Annotated in this window: 16 protein-coding genes, 2 tRNA genes and 1 riboswitch; all 18 genes read left to right on the top strand. The window is 68.1% G+C overall.

Annotated features, from left to right (window positions below; genetic code table 11):
* The first annotated feature begins 201 nt into the window (after positions 1 to 201).
* On the top strand, positions 202 to 3426 hold the full coding sequence (locus tag AB4Y72_RS15350) for an Rne/Rng family ribonuclease (RefSeq protein ID WP_441427016.1): 3225 nt from the start codon (positions 202 to 204) through the stop codon (positions 3424 to 3426).
* Positions 3419 to 3516: riboswitch (TPP riboswitch) on the top strand. Its footprint overlaps the gene before it by 8 nt.
* 141 nt (positions 3517 to 3657) lie before the next feature.
* Complete coding sequence (locus AB4Y72_RS15345) at positions 3658 to 5211, top strand: bifunctional hydroxymethylpyrimidine kinase/phosphomethylpyrimidine kinase (protein WP_441427070.1); 1554 nt, start codon at positions 3658 to 3660, stop codon at positions 5209 to 5211.
* Positions 5212 to 5613: 402 nt separating this feature from the next.
* Positions 5614 to 5922 carry a 50S ribosomal protein L21 gene (rplU, locus tag AB4Y72_RS15340; RefSeq protein ID WP_018773353.1) on the top strand — a complete coding sequence of 103 codons (309 nt, stop codon included), beginning with the start codon at positions 5614 to 5616 and terminating at the stop codon, positions 5920 to 5922.
* A 62-nt stretch (positions 5923 to 5984) separates the two neighbouring features.
* A complete protein-coding gene (gene rpmA, locus AB4Y72_RS15335) occupies positions 5985 to 6248 on the top strand; it encodes a 50S ribosomal protein L27 (protein ID WP_120949928.1) in 264 nt (87 codons plus the stop codon).
* Positions 6249 to 6366: 118 nt separating this feature from the next.
* Positions 6367 to 7956 (top strand): GTPase ObgE, encoded by a 1590-nt coding sequence (gene obgE / locus AB4Y72_RS15330; protein WP_441427015.1) that lies wholly within the window; start codon positions 6367 to 6369, stop codon positions 7954 to 7956.
* Positions 7946 to 9160: a glutamate 5-kinase gene (proB, locus tag AB4Y72_RS15325; protein ID WP_441427014.1), complete on the top strand. Its 1215-nt coding sequence runs from the start codon at positions 7946 to 7948 to the stop codon at positions 9158 to 9160. Before obgE ends, proB begins: the two co-directional genes overlap by 11 nt.
* A 26-nt stretch (positions 9161 to 9186) precedes the next feature.
* Positions 9187 to 10563 (top strand): glutamate-5-semialdehyde dehydrogenase, encoded by a 1377-nt coding sequence (locus tag AB4Y72_RS15320; protein ID WP_441427013.1) that lies wholly within the window; start codon positions 9187 to 9189, stop codon positions 10561 to 10563.
* Positions 10564 to 10643: 80 nt separating this feature from the next.
* A complete protein-coding gene (locus tag AB4Y72_RS15315) occupies positions 10644 to 10883 on the top strand; it encodes a hypothetical protein (RefSeq protein ID WP_441427012.1) in 240 nt (79 codons plus the stop codon).
* A gap of 13 nt (positions 10884 to 10896) precedes the next feature.
* Positions 10897 to 11616: a nicotinate-nucleotide adenylyltransferase gene (nadD, locus tag AB4Y72_RS15310; RefSeq protein ID WP_441427011.1), complete on the top strand. Its 720-nt coding sequence runs from the start codon at positions 10897 to 10899 to the stop codon at positions 11614 to 11616.
* Positions 11617 to 11623: 7 nt separating this feature from the next.
* Positions 11624 to 12892, top strand: a complete 1269-nt coding sequence (locus tag AB4Y72_RS15305; protein ID WP_441427010.1) for a hypothetical protein — start codon at positions 11624 to 11626, stop codon at positions 12890 to 12892.
* A 64-nt stretch (positions 12893 to 12956) separates the two neighbouring features.
* Complete coding sequence (gene rsfS / locus AB4Y72_RS15300) at positions 12957 to 13358, top strand: ribosome silencing factor (protein ID WP_441427009.1); 402 nt, start codon at positions 12957 to 12959, stop codon at positions 13356 to 13358.
* A gap of 154 nt (positions 13359 to 13512) precedes the next feature.
* Positions 13513 to 13585, top strand: a tRNA-Ala gene (locus AB4Y72_RS15295).
* A gap of 275 nt (positions 13586 to 13860) precedes the next feature.
* Positions 13861 to 13933 (top strand) — tRNA-Ala (locus AB4Y72_RS15290).
* Between the two features lie 233 nt (positions 13934 to 14166).
* A complete protein-coding gene (locus AB4Y72_RS15285) occupies positions 14167 to 14988 on the top strand; it encodes an amino acid ABC transporter substrate-binding protein (protein ID WP_441427008.1) in 822 nt (273 codons plus the stop codon).
* Between the two features lie 36 nt (positions 14989 to 15024).
* Positions 15025 to 15690, top strand: coding sequence for an amino acid ABC transporter permease (locus AB4Y72_RS15280; protein ID WP_441427007.1), 666 nt, complete (start codon positions 15025 to 15027; stop codon positions 15688 to 15690).
* On the top strand, positions 15677 to 16474 hold the full coding sequence (locus AB4Y72_RS15275; RefSeq protein ID WP_441427006.1) for an amino acid ABC transporter ATP-binding protein: 798 nt from the start codon (positions 15677 to 15679) through the stop codon (positions 16472 to 16474). The genes AB4Y72_RS15280 and AB4Y72_RS15275 overlap by 14 nt, the downstream gene beginning before the upstream one ends.
* 46 nt (positions 16475 to 16520) lie before the next feature.
* Positions 16521 to 16883: a zinc ribbon domain-containing protein YjdM gene (locus AB4Y72_RS15270; RefSeq protein ID WP_441427005.1), complete on the top strand. Its 363-nt coding sequence runs from the start codon at positions 16521 to 16523 to the stop codon at positions 16881 to 16883.
* A gap of 13 nt (positions 16884 to 16896) precedes the next feature.
* Positions 16897 to 18060, top strand: coding sequence for an NAD(P)-binding domain-containing protein (locus AB4Y72_RS15265; protein WP_441427004.1), 1164 nt, complete (start codon positions 16897 to 16899; stop codon positions 18058 to 18060).
* The last annotated feature ends 156 nt before the right edge of the window (positions 18061 to 18216 follow it).

The raw sequence follows: 18216 nt of genomic DNA, 5'->3' as shown, positions 1-18216 counted from the left end.
TGGACGGCACCTGGCTGTGGCGTTTAGGTCAACGGGTTCCAAAAACAATCTCGCCGGCCCTCCAGGGCTGCCGCACCCCACTGCCGGTGCGAACCTGAGGGTATCCAATTGACTTCTGTCAATGCCTGCGGGTGTTGACGCATATTTGCCCCAACGGGCGTCGAATGTGGCGGCGCATCAGGGGCAGGAGTGTAGCCACATATGGATAATGACCAGGTTGTAGCCGGTAACGAAGAGCTAGTCGCCGCGGAAGCAGGAACTGCGGAAGCAGAGGCTCCGGTAGCGCCGAAGCGGGCCGTCCGGACCCGCCGCAAGGCGCCCGTCCCGAAGGTCGACGACGCGGCGGCCGCGGAGGCTGTGGCCGAGGCATCGGCCCTGGCCAACGCCGCAGGCTCGGATGAGCCCGTCACCGGCCGCCGCCGCAAGGCGGCCGCCGTCGAAGCCGCACCGGAAGCCGCCGCAGCCGAAAGTGCTGCCCCCGAAACTGCCGCCAAGGCGCCCGCACGGCGTACCCGTGCCCGCAAGCCTGTTGCCGCCCCGGAACCGCTGCCAGCCTTCGACGAAGAGCCCGAAGCCAACGCACCCGCCCCCGCAGAGGCTCCTGAGGCTGCCGCTGATTCCGCCGCCGCCGTCGCAGAGAAGGCCGCAGAGAAGCCGGTCCGGCGCCGCGCCAGCCGTGCCAAGGCCGCTCCGAAAGCCGAAGTGCCCGCAATTGCCGTCCCGGCCGAAGAAGCCGGGTTGGCGGAAACCGCCACCGCTGCTCAACCGGACCACGCGCCCGCTGCGGAGGCCCAGCCCGCCGGGGCCCAGGCCGAACAGCCGGAAGCCCAGCCGGCGGACAGCCCGGCCGCGTCCCTGTTCATGGAGCCGGGCGCCCTCACGTCGGTGATCTTCCAGGCCCCCGACCTCAGCACCGTGGTGCGTCCGGCGCCTGCTGCACCGGCAGCGGAGGCCGAGGAGGAGGAAGGCGACGAGGACGAGGACGGCGGAAGCCGCCGTCGCCGTCGCAGCCGCGGCCGGCGGGGCCGCACCCGCACCGCCGCCGAATCCGACACCGACGCTGACGGCTCTACCGAAGGCTCTATTGAAGGCGCGGACGAAGAGGGCGACGAGAGCCAGGAAGGCACACTCGACGACGGCGTGACCTCGCGCCGCCGCCGTCGCCGCCGCCGTGGTGACCAGGATCTGGAACTGACGGGCGGGGAAGACAACGACCCGCCCAACACCGTGACCCGTGTCCGTGCACCCCGCGCGGCCACCGAGGCGCCGGTCAACAACCGCGTCACGTCCCTCAAGGGCTCCACCCGGCTCGAGGCGAAGAAGCAGCGCCGCCGCGAATCCCGCGACACCGGCCGACGCCGCACCGTCATCACCGAGGCCGAGTTCCTGGCCCGCCGCGAATCCGTGGACCGGCAGATGATCGTCCGCCAGCGCGACGACAGAATCCAGATCGGCGTCCTCGAAGACGGCGTCCTGGCCGAACACTTCGTGTCCAAGACCCAGCAGGACTCCCTGATAGGCAACGTGTACCTGGGCAAGGTCCAGAACGTGCTGCCGTCGATGGAAGCCGCCTTCGTGGACATCGGGCGCGGCCGCAACGCCGTTCTCTACGCCGGTGAAGTGAACTGGGAGTCCGTCAACCTCGAGGGCAAGCAGCGCCGGATCGAAAACGCGCTGAAGTCCGGCGATTCCGTCCTGGTCCAGGTCACCAAGGACCCGGTCGGCCACAAGGGCGCCCGCCTCACCAGCCAGATCTCGCTGCCCGGCCGCTACCTCGTGTACGTGCCCGGCGGTTCCATGACCGGCATCTCCCGCAAGCTGCCCGACGTCGAACGCAACCGTCTCAAGCGGATCCTCAAGGACCGCCTGCCCGAGGACGCGGGCGTGATTGTCCGCACCGCGGCCGAGGGGGCATCCGAGGAAGAGCTGACGCACGACATCAACCGCCTCCGCGCGCAGTGGGAGGGCATCGAGAGCCAGGCGACGTCGACCAAAATCCTGGCCCCGGAGCTGCTCTACGGCGAACCGGACCTGACCATCAAGGTGGTCCGGGACGTCTTCAACGAGGACTTCTCCAAGCTGATCGTCTCCGGCGAGGAGGCCTGGGACACCATCGAGGCCTACGTCACGTACGTGGCGCCGGACCTCGTGGGCCGGCTCGAGAAGTGGACCAAGGACACGGACATCTTCGCCGCCTGGCGCATCGACGAGCAGATCCACAAGGCCCTGGACCGAAAGGTGTTCCTGCCCTCGGGCGGCTCGCTCGTGATTGACCGCACCGAGGCCATGACCGTGGTGGACGTCAACACCGGCAAGTTCACCGGCAGCGGCGGCAACCTCGAGGAAACTGTCACTAAGAACAACCTGGAGGCGGCCGAGGAGGTCGTCCGGCAGCTGCGCTTGCGCGACATCGGCGGCATCATCGTGATCGACTTCATCGACATGGTGCTCGAATCCAACCGTGACCTTGTGCTGCGCCGCATGGTGGAGTGCCTGGGCCGGGACCGCACCAAGCACCAGGTGGCCGAGGTGACCTCGCTGGGCCTTGTGCAGATGACCCGCAAGCGGATGGGCACCGGGCTGCTGGAAGTCTTCGGCGAGCAGTGTGAGGCCTGCGCCGGCCGCGGCATCGTCACCCACGACGAGCCCGTCGAACACCGCCGCGCCAACACGGTCGCCGCGGAGCACTACGTGCCGCGCGCCGAGGCCGCGCCTGCCGCCCGCACCGAACGTAAGAGCCGGCGCCGCGGCCGGGGAAGCCAGGGCACTGAGGGCACGCCGGCCGCGCCGTCGGCGCCGGCCGCTGTCCACGCCGAGCCCACCGAGGCCGAACGCCACGCCAAGGCTGAAGCAACGCGTGCCGCGCTGGCGAACATTGCTGCCGCGGCGCACGCCGCCCACCTGCACGACGGCGAGGCCGCCGCCGTCAGCGACGCGGGGGCCCGCAAGGCCGCCGTCGACGCCGTCACGAAGCTCGCAGCCGCCGACGAGGCAGCCGGCCGCCCCGCGACCGTGCTGACGTTCGGCGGCGAGCAAGTCGCGTTGCCCTTCGTCGAGCACGCGGAGGACGCGCAGGAGCCAGCCCTGACGCTGGATCTGCTGACCGAGGCGTTCGCGAACCTGGGCGACGCCGAGGCAGGCAAGCAGGAACCCAAGCAGGAAGCCAAGCAGGAACAGTCCGCTGCCGAGGCGCCGTCCTCACCGGCAGCGGACACCGGGTCGACGCGCGGCCGCCGCGGCCGCCGCAACCGGAGCGCCAGCCGCGCCCAGGGGGCGGCCAACGAGACGTCCGTGGAGCATCGCGAGGCAACGCGCCAGGCTGCGGCCGGATCGGTTCACGAAGCCAAGGCACCTGCCGCGGCCCGGGCCGGGCCCGTTTCGCCGTTAACCGGACATCCCGGAGGCAACGCTAGGCTGGAGCCCTGACACGGGGTGCCGCGCATCGGGCCGGCTGAGATCCACACCCGTTGAACCTGTCCGGTTAGCACCGGCGAAGGGATGTCTGACGTGCCCGCACCATCGAATCCGTCCGAGTTTCTGTCCGGTGATTCTCTGTCTAGTGATTCTCTGTCCAGTGATTCTCTGTCCAGGGATTTTCTTCCGGCCAATTTTCTGCCCGGCAAGGTTCGGCTCGGCGAGCACCCCGAGCCGCGCCACATTCCCCGCGTGCTGGCCATCGCCGGCTCGGACCCGTCCGGCGGGGCCGGGATCCAGGCCGACCTGAAGAGCATCGCAGCCAACGGCGGCTACGGCATGGCCGCCATCACGGCCCTCACCGCGCAAAACACCCAGGGCGTGCGCGCCGTTCACGTGCCTCCGGCGGCGTTCCTCACCGCGCAGCTGGACGCGATCAGCGATGACATCGGCATCGATGCCGCCAAGATCGGGATGCTCGGCGACGCAACGGTGATTGACGCCGTCCGCGGCTGGCTGGAAAAAGTGCGGCCCGCCGTCGTGGTCCTGGACCCGGTGATGGTCGCCACCAGCGGCGACCGGCTGCTGCAGGAATCGGCCGAGGCCGCCCTGCAGGCCCTCCTGCCGCTGGCGGACCTCATCACACCCAACCTCGCCGAACTCGCCATCCTGCTCAAAGAGCCTGCCGCCGAGGACTGGGCGGAGGCCCTGGCCCAGGGCAAGCGGCTGGCCGCCCAGACCGGCACCACCGTCCTGGTCAAGGGCGGCCACCTTCAGTCGGGGCCGTCGGGCGCCGGACAGCCCGACGCCGGCTGCCCGGACGCGCTGGTCAACACCGCAGGGCTGCTGGGCCAGGAGACCGTGGTGGTGCCGGGGGAGCGGATCGCCACGCGCAACAGCCACGGCACCGGCTGCTCGCTGTCCTCGGCCATGGCCACCGTGCAGGCCCGGGTGGGGGACTGGGAAGCGGCGCTGCGGGAGGTCAAGCCCTGGCTGCTCGGCGCGCTTCGCGAAGCCTCGGCCCTGGACGTCGGCACCGGCAACGGCCCGGTCCACCACTTCCATCACGTGCAGGATGTCACGAGTAGCCGGCGCGGGCAGCAGGGTCCCGCCGGCCGGGGCAGCCAGCGCGGCCACGGCCCGGCGGAAGGCGAATTCGCCGCGGCCCTGCGCGCGGGGGCCGCGGGCGATCTCGACGCCATCTACGGCCTGGAATTCATCCGCGGACTGGCCGACGGGACCCTGCCCGAGCACGAGTTCGCCTACTACCTTCGTCAGGACGCCATCTACCTCAACGGCTACTCCCGGGTCCTGGCCCGCGCGGCCGCCATGGCCCCCACCGAGGCCGAGCAGCTGTTCTGGGCCCGCTCGGCGCAAACATGCCTGGAAGTGGAGTCCGAGCTGCACCGGTCCTGGCTGCGCACCCGCCCCGCGGCACCGATCCTGGGCCCGGTGACGAAGTCCTACGTGGACCACCTGCTGGCAGCCTCGGTCTCCGGCAGCTACGGGGTGCTCGTGGCCGCGGCCCTGCCGTGTTTCTGGCTCTACGCCGAGGTGGGCTCCACCCTGCACCGGGCGTTCCTGGCCGACGGCGCCCCCGAGGCGCACCCGTACGCCGACTGGCTGCGGACCTATGCCGACGAGGACTTTGCCGCCGCAACCCGGCAGGCGATTGCCCACACGGATGCGGCAGCCAGGCGCGCCTCCGACAGCGAGCGGGAGGCCATGGCCCTGGCCTTCCGGCAGTCATCACGGTACGAAGTGGACTTCTTCGACGCGCCGAGGCTGCACGCCTGATCCGACAGGTCCTTCGCAGCCGGTAGGATGGTGGGGCACGGTTCCGGTAGTCGTTGCGGCACCACAGCTCAAGATCGTCGAGATCGCGGCCAAGAACATTGGCACGATCTCTGCATCAGGACGTTGTGGCGCCTATCACGGACTACCCGCCGGAACCAGCCTCATTTGCGGCCGAAGGCAAAATTAGCGTATTCTAGATCTTCGGTGCTTACGCCAACACTTGGGTTATGACCCTGAGAACAGTCCGCTTGGAATTCCAAATGGATTCGCTCCGGGGATAGCTCATGGGTTCCCCCGGGGAACCCACCGGCGTTGAGGCACAGCGTGAGCCGGTCCATACAATTTGGGCCCAGGTTCCGCACGCAAATCTAGTAATAAACGTCGAGAGAAGTGAGTTCCCCAGTGGTGTACGCGATTGTCCGCGCAGGCGGCCGCCAAGAGAAGGTTTCCGTTGGAGACTTCGTTACCCTGAACCGCGTCCCCGGTGGAGCCGGCAGCACTTTTGAGTTGCCCGCACTGCTCCTGGTGGACGGTGACAAAGTCACGTCCGCTGCTGCGGACCTGGCCAAGGTAACGGTTACGGCTGAGATCCTCGAAGACCTTCGTGGTCCGAAGATCGTCATCCAGAAGTTCAAGAACAAGACCGGTTACAAGAAGCGCCAGGGTCACCGTCAGGAATTGACCAAGGTCAAGATCACCGGTATCAAGTAACCCTTCGTTACTGTTCAGGTTCCAGCAGATTCCCCAGAATTTTTTGAAGGCAGGCATTCCAAATGGCACATAAAAAAGGCGCGAGTTCCACTCGCAACGGTCGTGACTCCAACGCCCAGTACCTCGGCGTCAAGCGCTTCGGTGGCCAGGTAGTTTCCGCAGGCGAGATCATCGTCCGCCAGCGCGGCACCCACTTCCACCCGGGTGCAGGCGTAGGCCGCGGCGGCGACGATACCCTGTTCGCCCTGACCCCCGGTGCTGTCGAGTTCGGCACCCGTCGTGGCCGTCGCGTTGTGAACATCGTGACTGCTGCAGCTGCAGAGTAACAACACGTTCTTTATCGGTGGGGCGGGCCAATAGGTCCGCTCCACCGGTGTTTTAACCGCATTACAATCATCTTGGGCGCCCTAGGGGAGTCCGGGGAACAGCACTGAGGAGATCCACGTGGCTAGCTTTGTAGACCGGGTAGTACTGCACGTATCCGGCGGTACCGGCGGCCACGGCTGTGTCTCCGTGCACCGTGAGAAGTTCAAGCCGCTCGGCGGTCCCGATGGCGGCAACGGCGGCAACGGCGGCGACGTCATCCTGCGGGTCGACCCCCAGACCACCACTCTGCTCGACTACCACCACGCGCCCCACCGGCACGCCACCAACGGCGGTCCCGGCATGGGCGACTGGCGCGGCGGCAAGAACGGCGAGACCCTGATCCTTCCGGTGCCCGTGGGCACCGTGGTGAAGTCCAAGTCCGGCGAAGTCCTCGCAGACCTCGTCAGCGAAGGCGCCGAATACATCGCTGCCGCCGGCGGCATCGGGGGCCTCGGCAACGCGTCCCTGTCCTCGCAGAAGCGCCGCGCGCCCGGCTTTGCCCTGCTCGGCATCGAGGGCGAATCCAGCGACATCGTCCTGGAACTGAAGTCCATCGCGGACATCGCCCTGGTCGGCTTCCCCTCCGCAGGCAAGTCCAGCCTCATCGCCGCGATGTCGGCCGCCCGGCCCAAGATCGCCGACTACCCCTTCACCACCCTGATCCCCAACCTCGGCGTCGTCCAGGCCGGCGAAGTCCGCTTCACCATCGCCGACGTGCCGGGCCTGATCGAGGGCGCCAGCGAAGGCAAGGGCCTGGGCCACCACTTCCTGCGCCACGTGGAGCGTTGCGCCGCCCTGGTGCATGTGCTGGACTGCGGCACGCTCGAATCGGACCGCGACCCGCTCTCCGACCTCGCCGTCATCGAGGCCGAGCTCGAGAAGTACGCCGTGGACATGAGCTACAGCGGGACCGACGGTGAAGTGATCCCGCTGAACCACCGCCCCCGCCTCGTGGCCCTGAACAAGGTCGACCTGCCGGACGGCAAGGACATGGCCGAGTTCGTCCGCCCGGAACTGGAATCCCGCGGCTACAAGGTCTTCGAAATCTCCGCGACGAGCCACGAGGGTCTCCGCCAGCTCGGCTTCGCCATGGCCGAAATCGTCCAGGCCGCCCGCGACGCCGTCGCCGCGGCCCCGCCGAAGGTGCACGCCCCCGTGCTGCGCCCCCGCGCCGTCAACGAAAGCGGCTTCACGATCCGCCGCGAAGAAAAGAACCTCGAACCGCTCTTCCGCGTTCTCGGCGACAAGCCCGTGCGCTGGGTCAAGCAGACCGACTTCACCAACGAGGAAGCCATCGGCTACCTCGCCGACCGCCTGGCCAAGCTCGGTGTCGAAAATGAACTGTTCAAGCAGGGCGCCAAGCCGGGCGACATGGTGGTCATCGGCGAGGACGACGGCGTCGTCTTCGACTGGGAGCCGACCATGATGGCCGGCGCGGAGCTGCTCGCCTCGCCGCGCGGCACGGACGTGCGCTTCGCCGACATCGGCGACCGCCCGACGCGTGGCCAGAAGCGTGACGAACAGCAGGAGCGCCGCGACGCCAAGGCCGCCGCCCGTGCCGAACTCGAGGCCGAACGCAAGGCCGGCATCTGGACCGAATCCGTCAGCGGCCGCCGGGCGCAGCAGCCGCTCAAGGAGAGTGGACTGGGCGCATCCGATGACGAGTAAGGCCGTCGTCGCGCCCCGGTCACAGCCCGTCGGCGCCCACCACGGTGCCCACGACTCCGGAGCTCCCAACCCAGGGGCCCAGACCCCGTCGGCCCCCGACCGCACCGCGCTGTCCGGGGCCCGACGGATCGTCGTCAAGGTGGGCTCGTCGTCGCTGACGTCCATCAAGGGCGGGATCTCCGAGGAGGCCCTGACCAACCTCGCCGACGCCCTGGCACACAAGCGCAACGCGGGCACGGAAATCATCCTCGTGTCCTCCGGCGCGATCGCCGCGGGCCTCGCCCCGCTGGGGCTCGACAAGCGCCCGCGCGACCTCGCCACCCAGCAGGCCGCCGCCAGTGTGGGCCAGGGCCTGCTGATGGCCCGGTACACCCAGGCGTTCGGTGCCCACGGCGTCACCGTCAGCCAGGTGCTGCTGACCGCGGATGACTTCATGCGGCGCAGCCAGCACACCAACGCGTTCCGCGCGCTGGACCGGCTGCTGAACCTCGGCGTCGTCCCGGTAGTCAACGAAAACGACACCGTGGCCACGCACGAGATCCGCTTCGGCGACAACGACCGGCTCGCCGCCCTGGTGGCCCACCTGGTCCGGGCCGACGCGCTGGTGCTGCTCTCCGACGTCGACTCCCTGTACGACGGGCCGCCCTCGCAGGGCGCCAAACGGATTTCGCACGTCGCCGGCCCCCACGACCTCGACGGCATCTTGATCGGCAGCACCGGCAAGGCCGGCGTGGGCACGGGCGGCATGGCCACCAAGGTCGAAGCCGCCGGCATCGCCGCGGGCTCCGGCATCCACGCCCTGGTGACCTCCACGCCCAATGCGGCCGCCGCGTTGGCCGGGGAGGACGTGGGAACGTGGTTCTCGGTCAACGGCGCACGCAAGCCCATCCGGCTCCTGTGGCTGGCCCACCTGGCGTCGGTGCAGGGCACCCTGGTGCTCGACGACGGCGCGGTCCAGGCCGTCCGCGACCGCCACACCTCGCTGCTGCCGGCCGGGGTCGCCGCGGTGAAGGGCCGGTTCGAAGCCGGCGACGCCGTCGAGATGGTGTCCGCCGACAACACCGTGATCGCGCGGGGCCTGGTGAACTATTCCGCCGCCGAACTGCCCCAAATGCTGGGCCGCTCCACGCGGGAACTGGGCAAGGCCCTCGGGCGCGGATATGACCGCGAAGTTGTTCATGTTGACGATCTGGTGCTGGTCTAGGTCCCCTCGACGCCTAAACTGGAAGCATGACTGAGGCCCTGACTTCCGCTTCCGTGCCCGCCGCCGAGCCCGCCGACACCGTCCCGGCCGGCAACCCCGTGGCCGCGCCGCACCCTGCACCCGCGGGAGCCCCGGCCCCGCCGGCTGACGTCGAAGCGGCCGTCCACGCGATTGCGGACCGCTCGCGTCACGCCGCCCGCAAGATGGCGCACGCCAACCGGTCCTGGAAGGACCGCGGCCTGCGTGCCATCGGCAAGGCGCTCGTGGAACATAAGCACCAGATCCTGGCCGCCAACGCCAAGGACGTTGCGGCCGGCCGGGCCAGCGGCACGGGCACCGCCCTGCTGGACCGCCTGACGCTGACCGAGCCGCGCATCACTGCCCTCGCCGCGGCCCTGGAAAACCTCGCCACCCTGCCCGACCCCGTGGGAAACGTCGTGCGCGGCCAGACCCTTCCGAACGGGCTGCGCCTGCGCCAGATCAACGTACCCATGGGTGTGGTGGCCGCAATCTACGAGGCCCGTCCGAATGTCACGGTGGACATTGCCGGCCTGGCCCTCAAGAGCGGCAACGCCGTCATCCTGCGCGGCGGATCAGCAGCCGCTGCCACCAACGCCGCCCTGATCACCATCCTCCGGGATGCGCTGGAATCGGTGGGCTTGCCCGCCGACGCTGTCCAGTCCGTGGACCAGTACGGCCGCGACGGCGCCAACGCCCTGATGCGGGCGCGCGGCCGGGTAGACGTGCTCATTCCCCGCGGAGGTCGTGAACTGATCCAGGCCGTGGTGACGAACTCCTCCGTGCCGGTCATCGAGACCGGGGAGGGCAACGTCCACATCTTCTTGGACGCCTCGGCCAGCGAGGAAATGGCCGTGGACATCCTCCTCAACGCCAAGACCCAGCGGCCCAGCGTCTGCAACACCGTCGAGACGCTCCTGGTGCACTCCAAGTCCACCGTCCTGCCCGCCGTGGCCGCAGCACTGCGGGCAGCCGGGGTCAGGCTGCACGTGGACCAGCGCATCCGCGCGGCGCTGCCGGCGTCGGTCGAGTCCGTGCCGGCCACGGACCAGGACTGGGCCACCGAATACATGGACCTGGATCTGGCGGTGGCCATGGTGGACAGCCTGGACGAGGCCGTTCGGCACATCCGGAAGTGGACCACCGGCCACACCGAGGCGATCCTGACCAACGACCTCGCCAACGCAGAGCGCTTCATCGCCGAGATCGATTCGGCAGCCGTGATCGTTAACGCCTCCACCCGCTTCACCGACGGCGGCGAGCTCGGCCTCGGCGCCGAGGTGGGGATTTCCACCCAGAAGCTGCATGCCCGCGGCCCCATGGGACTGACGGAACTGACCACCACGAAGTGGATCGTGCAGGGCGAGGGCCAGATCCGGGGCTAGCAACGCTGTAACATGGAACGGAAGACCGGAACGGCGGACACCTCCGCCGTCGTCAAATTTTGAACTCACTAGGGGAGAACATGCTGTCGCAGCAGATCGCCACTTTCGTCGCCGCCGTCGGCGAGTCGGGCCACGAGGAACTCGCACCGCTCATCGCACCGCCGTTTGTCATTGGCGGATCCATGTTCGCGGTTCTGGTAGTCCTGCTGTTGATCACGCTGTCCTACTCCAACCTGGGCCGGCGCCACGCGGCTGTCGAGGAGCACTCGGACCCGCACCGCCAGCACCCGAACAAGCACGATCACACCCAAGGGCACTAATATTTCCGCCACCATGAAGCAGCGCGGCGCCCAGCGCCGCCTGCGTCTGGGTGTGATGGGTGGCACGTTTGATCCCATCCATCACGGACACCTTGTCGCGGCCAGTGAGGTCGCGGCCAAGTTCGACCTCGACGAAGTCGTTTTCGTGCCCACCGGCCAGCCCTGGCAGAAGATGGCCAAAAAGGTCAGCGAAGCCGAGCACCGGTACCTCATGACAGTGATCGCCACGGCCTCGAACCCCCGCTTCACCGTGAGCAGGGTGGACGTGGACCGTCCGGGACCGACCTACACGATCGACACCCTGCGTGACCTGCGCACACTGCGCCCGGAAGCCGACCTGTTCTTCATCACCGGCGCGGACGCACTTGCCCAGATTCTGTCGTGGAAAGACATCGACGAACTCTGGTCGCTCGCGCACTTTGTGGGCGTCACCCGGCCGGGGCACGTCCTGGACGGCATGGGACGCACGGACGTCAGCCTGCTGGAGGTTCCGGCCATGGCCATTTCCTCGACGGACTGCCGGACCAGGGTGGCCGAAGGCAACCCGGTCTGGTACCTCGTTCCGGACGGGGTGGTCCAGTACATCGCAAAGTACGGCCTGTATGACGCTCCCGCCGCTGCGGCCCGCCTCAACACCGGAGACGCCGGGGCCGACGGGAACGGCGCGGCAGACGCTGACGCCGCGCAGCACGATCCAGCCCTCGAGATAACCCAACCAGCCAGTACTGAATGAGTTTGCCATGAGTCAGGAACAGCCTCCCATCCGCAGCCGCCGCGAAATGCGACAGGCCAGAGATGAACGCCTGGACACTGCCGGACCCGGCGAGCCTACTGAGGCCGAAACTACCGGCCGGAGCCGCAGGGCGTCCGACGCGCCTGCTGATTCTGTGCCCGCCGATTCTGGTTCTGACGGTTCTGGTCCTGACGGTTCCGTGCCTGCTGGCACCGAGCGGTCCTCGCAGGTCCGGGCCCGGGACCGGGCCGCGTTGCGGACCATCAAGGAACTGGCTGAGAAGGAAGGCCACCTGGCCCAGGGAGGGCCGCCCACACGCCGCCAGCTGCGGCTCCTTCAACTCGCGGCAGAGACCGCCCCTGCCACCCAGGCCAACACCATCGTCCCGGCGTCGCCACGGACCCGGGCTACCCCGGTTGTCCCGCCGGCGGTCAAGGAGGCAGCCCCGACCGCCGGGCAAGAGGCGGCCCCGGGGGACACCGCCCCAGCTGAATCCGGTCCCAAGCCGGTCAAGACCCCCGCGGCGGACGGCCCCGGACCCGGCGGCACCACCCCCCAGGGCATGACCGTGGAGCAGGCCCTGGCCGCGCGCGAACTCCTCGCGGAGCAGGCCAAGAACCAAGTGGCCAAGATGGAGCACGTCGCGGCCACGGATCCCGACGCCGTAGACCCGGCCGTCCTGGCCGAACAGATCGCCCTTGCGGAGCGCGCCGCGGTGCTTAACCGCCGCGCGGCGGCCAAGCAGAAGCTCGCGGAACAAAACAGCCAGCCCGCAGCGCCGCCGCGCAACGACCCCACCACAGCCAACAACCTGGCGATGGTGACACCCTTGGAATTTGAGAAAGTTCCCGGCATGGAGCGGCCCGTCATGAAGCGCCCCTCCACCTCGTATGTGCCTGTCGTGACCAACCCGGGTCCCCGGGTGGACGCGCCACGCAAACCGGGCCTCAGGCGCCCCGGACTGTCACGCCAGCGGGCCGCGGCCGCTGCTGCGGGTTCGGCCGCTGGCCGGGCCGGCGTCCTAGCCCGTGCGGAAGCCGCCGCCAAGGCAGGCACGGCACGGCCGGCGGCCGCCGCGGGGGAGTCCGAGGAGAACTTCGTTGGCGGCGAACCCGTCGCCGCGCATTCGGCCTACGGCCTCGACCCCCTGGACGCGGCTACGGCCGGCCTGGGCCGGGCCCGGCGTCTGCGCCTGCTGCAGCTTGGCGTCCTGGCCTTGGGGGTCATTGCCCTCATCGCCGGAATCACGCTGATCGTCACCGGGCTGGCCCACTAGGCCTGAGCCCGCCGTCGGCGCCCACAGTTTCACCACAAGAATTTTCATCACTACAAGGAGTCCCGTGACTGCAACCGATTCATCCATCACGACCGCCCGCCATGCAGCCCGCGCTGCCTCGGAGAAGCTTGCCGAAGACATCGTGGCCCTGGACGTCAGCGAGCGGCTGGCCCTGGCTGACGTCTTCCTGATCGCGTCGGCCCCGAGCGAACGCCAGGTCAACGCGATCGTGGACGGCATCGAGGACGAGCTCGCCAAGTTCGACCAGAAGCCCGTCCGCCGCGAGGGCCGCTCCGGCGGACGCTGGGTGCTCCTGGACTACTCGAACGTGGTCATCCACGTCCAGCACGAGGAAGACCGCGTCTTCTACGCCCTCGAACGCCTCTGGAAGGACTGCCCCGTGGTCGATCTTCAGCTCGGCGACGATGCCTCTGCCAAGGCCACCGCCAGCACCGACACCGAGTAGCAGGCCGCCTCGCCGGCCACTTTCGAAAGCGGTGAATATGCCCGATTTGGAATTTTCGGAATGGCTGGTCTAAGATATTTGAGTTGCTTCGGGGAGATCCGGCGAAAGACGGAACTTCCCGCGTCAGTAGACGCGGGCGGAGCAGCGAAAATTCGGGGCTGTGGCGCAGCTGGTAGCGCACCTGCATGGCATGCAGGGGGTCAGGGGTTCGAGTCCCCTCAGCTCCACCGGATAATCCGCCGGAATCGAAAGGTTCCGGCGGATTTTTTTCTGCCCGAACCGGCATGCGGTCCGGGGCCACTTTGCCACGGACACGCCGAGAACAACGGACACAGGCGCCGGAATCGCGTCCAAAGGCGCCCCGGCCGGCGGGCGGCGTTGTCCGCAGACGCATCCCGGACAACGCATGACACGGGCCGGCGCGCCGATTGGCGCACGCGGCAATTCTGGTTTAGGCTATTCAGGTTGCTTCAGGGAAGACGAGAACTTCTCAGGCAAATGAGGGGCTGTGGCGCAGCTGGTAGCGCACCTGCATGGCATGCAGGGGGTCAGGGGTTCGAGTCCCCTCAGCTCCACCCACGCGAGGGAACCACCGGTGACGGTGGTTCCCTTTTTTGTGCCCTCTTGTGCCCGGGCACGTGTCGCAGGTCTCCGCAAAGCGCATCCGTCAAGACTGTCTCAGGAGCGGACGTAACAAACTGTCATTTAGGGTCTTCCCCGCGGGCTGGACCTTGCTATCGTCGCTAGGAGACGGCCACCATTCGGCTTTGCTGGAAGGCCACTTCCGGCTCCACGACTAAGGACCATCATGAAGCGCACAGGACTTTCCGTTATCGGCCTCATTGCAGCAGCCGGACTCGCACTCGCTGGCTGCGGCTCTGCCTCCACCTCGCCGGCCAGCTCGGCGCCCGCGTCCGGCGCGGACACGTCCCTGAGCGACGTCAAAAGCTCCGGGGTGCTCAAAGTCGGCACGGAAGGCACCTACAAGCCCTTCACGTTCCACGCCAACGGCAGCGGCGAACTGACCGGGTATGACGTGGAAATCACGAACGCCGTCGCCGCGAAGCTGGGCGTCAAGCCGGCCTACCAGGAGACCCAGTTCGATGCGATCTTCGCCGGCCTCGACGCCAAGCGGTTCGACGTCGTCGCCAACCAGGTGTCCATCACCGACGAACGCAAGGCGAAGTACGACTTCTCCACCCCCTACACGGTCAGCACGGGCGTGATCGTCACCAAGTCGGACAACAACAGCATCAACTCCTTCAAGGACTTGCAGGGCAAGACCACCGCGCAGTCCCTGACGAGCAACTGGTACAAGCTGGCCCAGCAGAGCGGCGCGAACGTCGAGGCCGTGGAGGGATGGGCGCAGGCGATCACGCTGCTCAAGCAGGGCCGGGTCGACGCCACCATCAACGACAAACTGACGTACCTGGACTCCCAGAAGACGAACCATGACGACAGCATCAAGGTCGCCGCCGAGACCACGGACAAGTCGCTGAGCGCCTTCACCCTGCGCAAGGGATCAACCAGCCTGACGGACGCCATCAACAAGGCCCTCGGCGAGCTCGCCGCGGACGGGACCTTGACGAAGATTTCTAAGAAGTACTTCGACGCCGACGTCTCGAAGTAGCCCGATGCAGGCTGCTGAGGAACGCCGCGTGCGGGCATGAATATCCACTGGGACCTCGTCTGGTCTTCCCTGGGCCCCCTCCTGACGGGTGCGATCACGGGCACGATTCCGCTGGCGCTGGCGTCGTTCAGCCTGGGTCTCCTGCTGGCGCTGCTGGTCGCCCTCATGCGGCTGAGCCGCAATCGCCTGATCTCCGCGGTTGCGAGGATCTACATCTCCGTCATCCGCGGAACGCCGCTCCTGGTCCAGCTGTTTGTCATTTTCTATGGGCTGCCCTCGGTCGGAATCACGATCAGCCCCTGGCCCAGCGCAATTATCGCGTTCTCCCTGAACGTCGGCGGTTATGCCGCGGAGGTCATCCGGGCCGCGATCTTGTCCGTCCCCAAGGGGCAGTGGGAGGCCGGGCACACCATCGGCATGTCCCGCCGGCAGACGCTGATACGGATCATCCTGCCGCAGGCCGCCCGGGTATCGGTGCCGCCGTTGTCCAATACCTTCATCAGCCTGGTCAAAGACACCTCACTGGCGTCACTGATCCTCGTCACCGAGCTGTTCCGCGTGGCGCAGCAAGTCGCGGCCTTCAGCCAGGAGTTCATGCTGCTGTACCTGGAGGCTGCCGTGATCTACTGGGTCATCTGCCTCGTCCTGGCCAGCGGACAATCCGCCCTCGAGAAGAGATTGGACCGCTATGTCGCCCACTGAAACGCCGGCCACGGACGCCGCCACTCCGGATGCGGCGCTGTTGACGGTCACCGGCCTGCGCAAGTCGTTTGGCGATCATGAAGTGCTCAAATCCATTGACCTTGAGGTCCGCCGCGGCGAAGTAGTCACGTTGATCGGGCCGTCCGGATCAGGCAAAACAACGGTGCTGCGGTGCCTGAACGGCCTCGAAGTGCCCGACGCCGGCGTCGCGGAGTTCGCGGGGCAACTCACTGTGGACTTTTCCACGCCGGCGGCGAAGAAGCAGGTGTCCGACCTGCGGGACCGCAGCGCCATGGTGTTTCAGCACTACAACCTCTTCCCGCACAAGACCGTCCTGGAAAACGTGATTGAGGGCCCGGTCCAGGTGCAGAAGCGGCCCAAGGCCGAGGCGATCCAGGACGCACGGGAGCTGCTGGCCCGGGTGGGTCTCGCCGACAAGGAGAACAGCTATCCCTTCGAGCTCTCCGGCGGCCAGCAGCAGCGGGTGGGCATCGTGCGGGCACTCGCCCTGCGCCCGCAGCTGCTGCTCTTCGACGAGCCGACGTCGGCGCTGGACCCGGAACTCGTGGGCGAGGTGCTCTCCGTCATCAAGGAACTCGCGGACGAAGGCTGGACCATGGTGGTGGTCACCCACGAGCTCGCGTTCGCCCGCGAGGTGGCGGACGAGGTCATCTTCATGGACGGCGGCGTGGTGGTTGAACGCGGCCACCCGGACACCGTGCTGCGTGACCCCCGGGAGGAACGCACACGGCAGTTCGTGGACCGGCTGCTGAACCCGTTCTAACGCGGCCACCTAAAGCCGGGACTGAATGGCTACTAAACTTGGGGACGTGAACGACTCCCTGCCCCCGTGCCCCGTATGCTCCAGCGAATACACCTACGAAATGGGGGCGCTCCTGGTCTGCCCGGACTGCGCGCACGAATGGTCCGCGTCCGCGGACACGGACGCAGAATCCGACAATGCCCCTACGGCCGCGGTCGTCAAGGACGCGGTGGGCAACGTCCTCGCCGACGGCGACACCGTCACGGTGGTCAAGGACCTGAAAATCAAGGGCAGCTCGACCGTCATCAAAGTCGGCACCAAGGTCCGCGGCATCCGGCTGGTCAGCGGCATCGGCGACCACGACATCGACTGCAAGGTGGACGGCGTCGGCCCCATGCAGCTCAAGTCCAGCGTCGTTAAAAAGATCTGAGCGGGGCGGCAGATTGACCGCGGAGACGGCGCGCCTGGCCGACGTCGTGGTGGTTGGCGCGGGGCAGGCGGGGCTGTCGGCGGCCTACCACCTTCAACGCCGCGGCTTCGTCCCTGCCGTCCCTGCCGCGGCCGGGCCCGGGCAGCCGGCAGCAGCAGGACCGGCGGCACCAGGACCGGCAGCAGCCCAGGGCCCGCTGGCGCTGACGTACATCGTGCTCGACGCCGAGGACGGCCCAGGCGGCGCCTGGCGGCACCGCTGGAAGAGCCTGCTCATGGCAAACGTGAACGGCATCAGCGATCTCCCGGGGATCCCGCAGCCCGACGTGGATCCTGCCGAGGCCAGCTCCAGTTTCCTTACCCGCTATTTCGACGGGTACGAACAGGATCTCGGCCTCGCGATCGAGCGACCCGTGAAAGTGCACTCGGTGACCCGGGAAGATGACGATCCCGCCGGACGGTTGACCATCACCACCTCCCGTGGCACGTTCTCCGCCCGCGCCGTCATCAACGCGACCGGCACCTGGACCAGGCCGTTCTGGCCCATCTATCCGGGCAGGGCCAGCTTCCGCGGGCGGCAGTTGCACGTTGCCGACTACGTCTCCGCCGAAGAATTCCGCGGCCAGCACGTCATAGTGGTCGGCGGCGGGATCTCGGCCGTCGGTCTGCTCGATGAGATCTCCAACGTCACCAGCACCACGTGGTTCACCCGCCGGGTACCGGTCTGGCGCGAGGCCGCTTTCGACCGGCACGCGGGCCACGACGCCGTCGCCCTCGTGGAGGAGCGGGTGCGCCGGGGCCTCCCGCCTCAAAGCGTCGTCTCCGTGACGGGCCTGATCTGGACGCCGGCCCTGCGCGCCGCCGCAGCGCGCGGCGCCCTGGACCGGCATCCCATGTTCACCGCTATCGAGCCCGACGGCGTCCGGATGGCTGACGGCAGGTTCCTAGCCGCCGGGGCGATCCTGTGGGCCACCGGATTCCGGGCCGAACTCGAACACCTTGCACCGATGCACCTGCGCGGGCCCGGCGGCGGCATCGCGATGAACGGCACCCAGGTTGCCGCCGAGCCCAGAGTGCACCTCGTCGGCTACGGGCCGTCCTCGTCCACCATCGGTGCCAACCGGGCCGGCCGGGCAGCCGTGGCCGGAATCGTCACACTGCTGGCCGGTTCGGGATAACGAAAAGCGCCCCAGCGCAGCACCCGGAGGGCGGACCCGGGCCAGTGGCCGTTGCCCGGGTAGAAACGGTGGCGCAACCCACGTAGTACCGGGACCTCCTTGTAGGCCATTCAGGTGCCGGCCGCGTGGCAGTTGCAAAAACTCGAGTATTCGCTA

The organism is Arthrobacter sp. YAF34, assembly GCF_052113245.1.
Taxonomy (GTDB): domain Bacteria; phylum Actinomycetota; class Actinomycetes; order Actinomycetales; family Micrococcaceae; genus Arthrobacter.
Note: the sequence above shows the minus strand (reverse complement) of the source record. Positions and strands in the feature narration are given on the sequence as shown.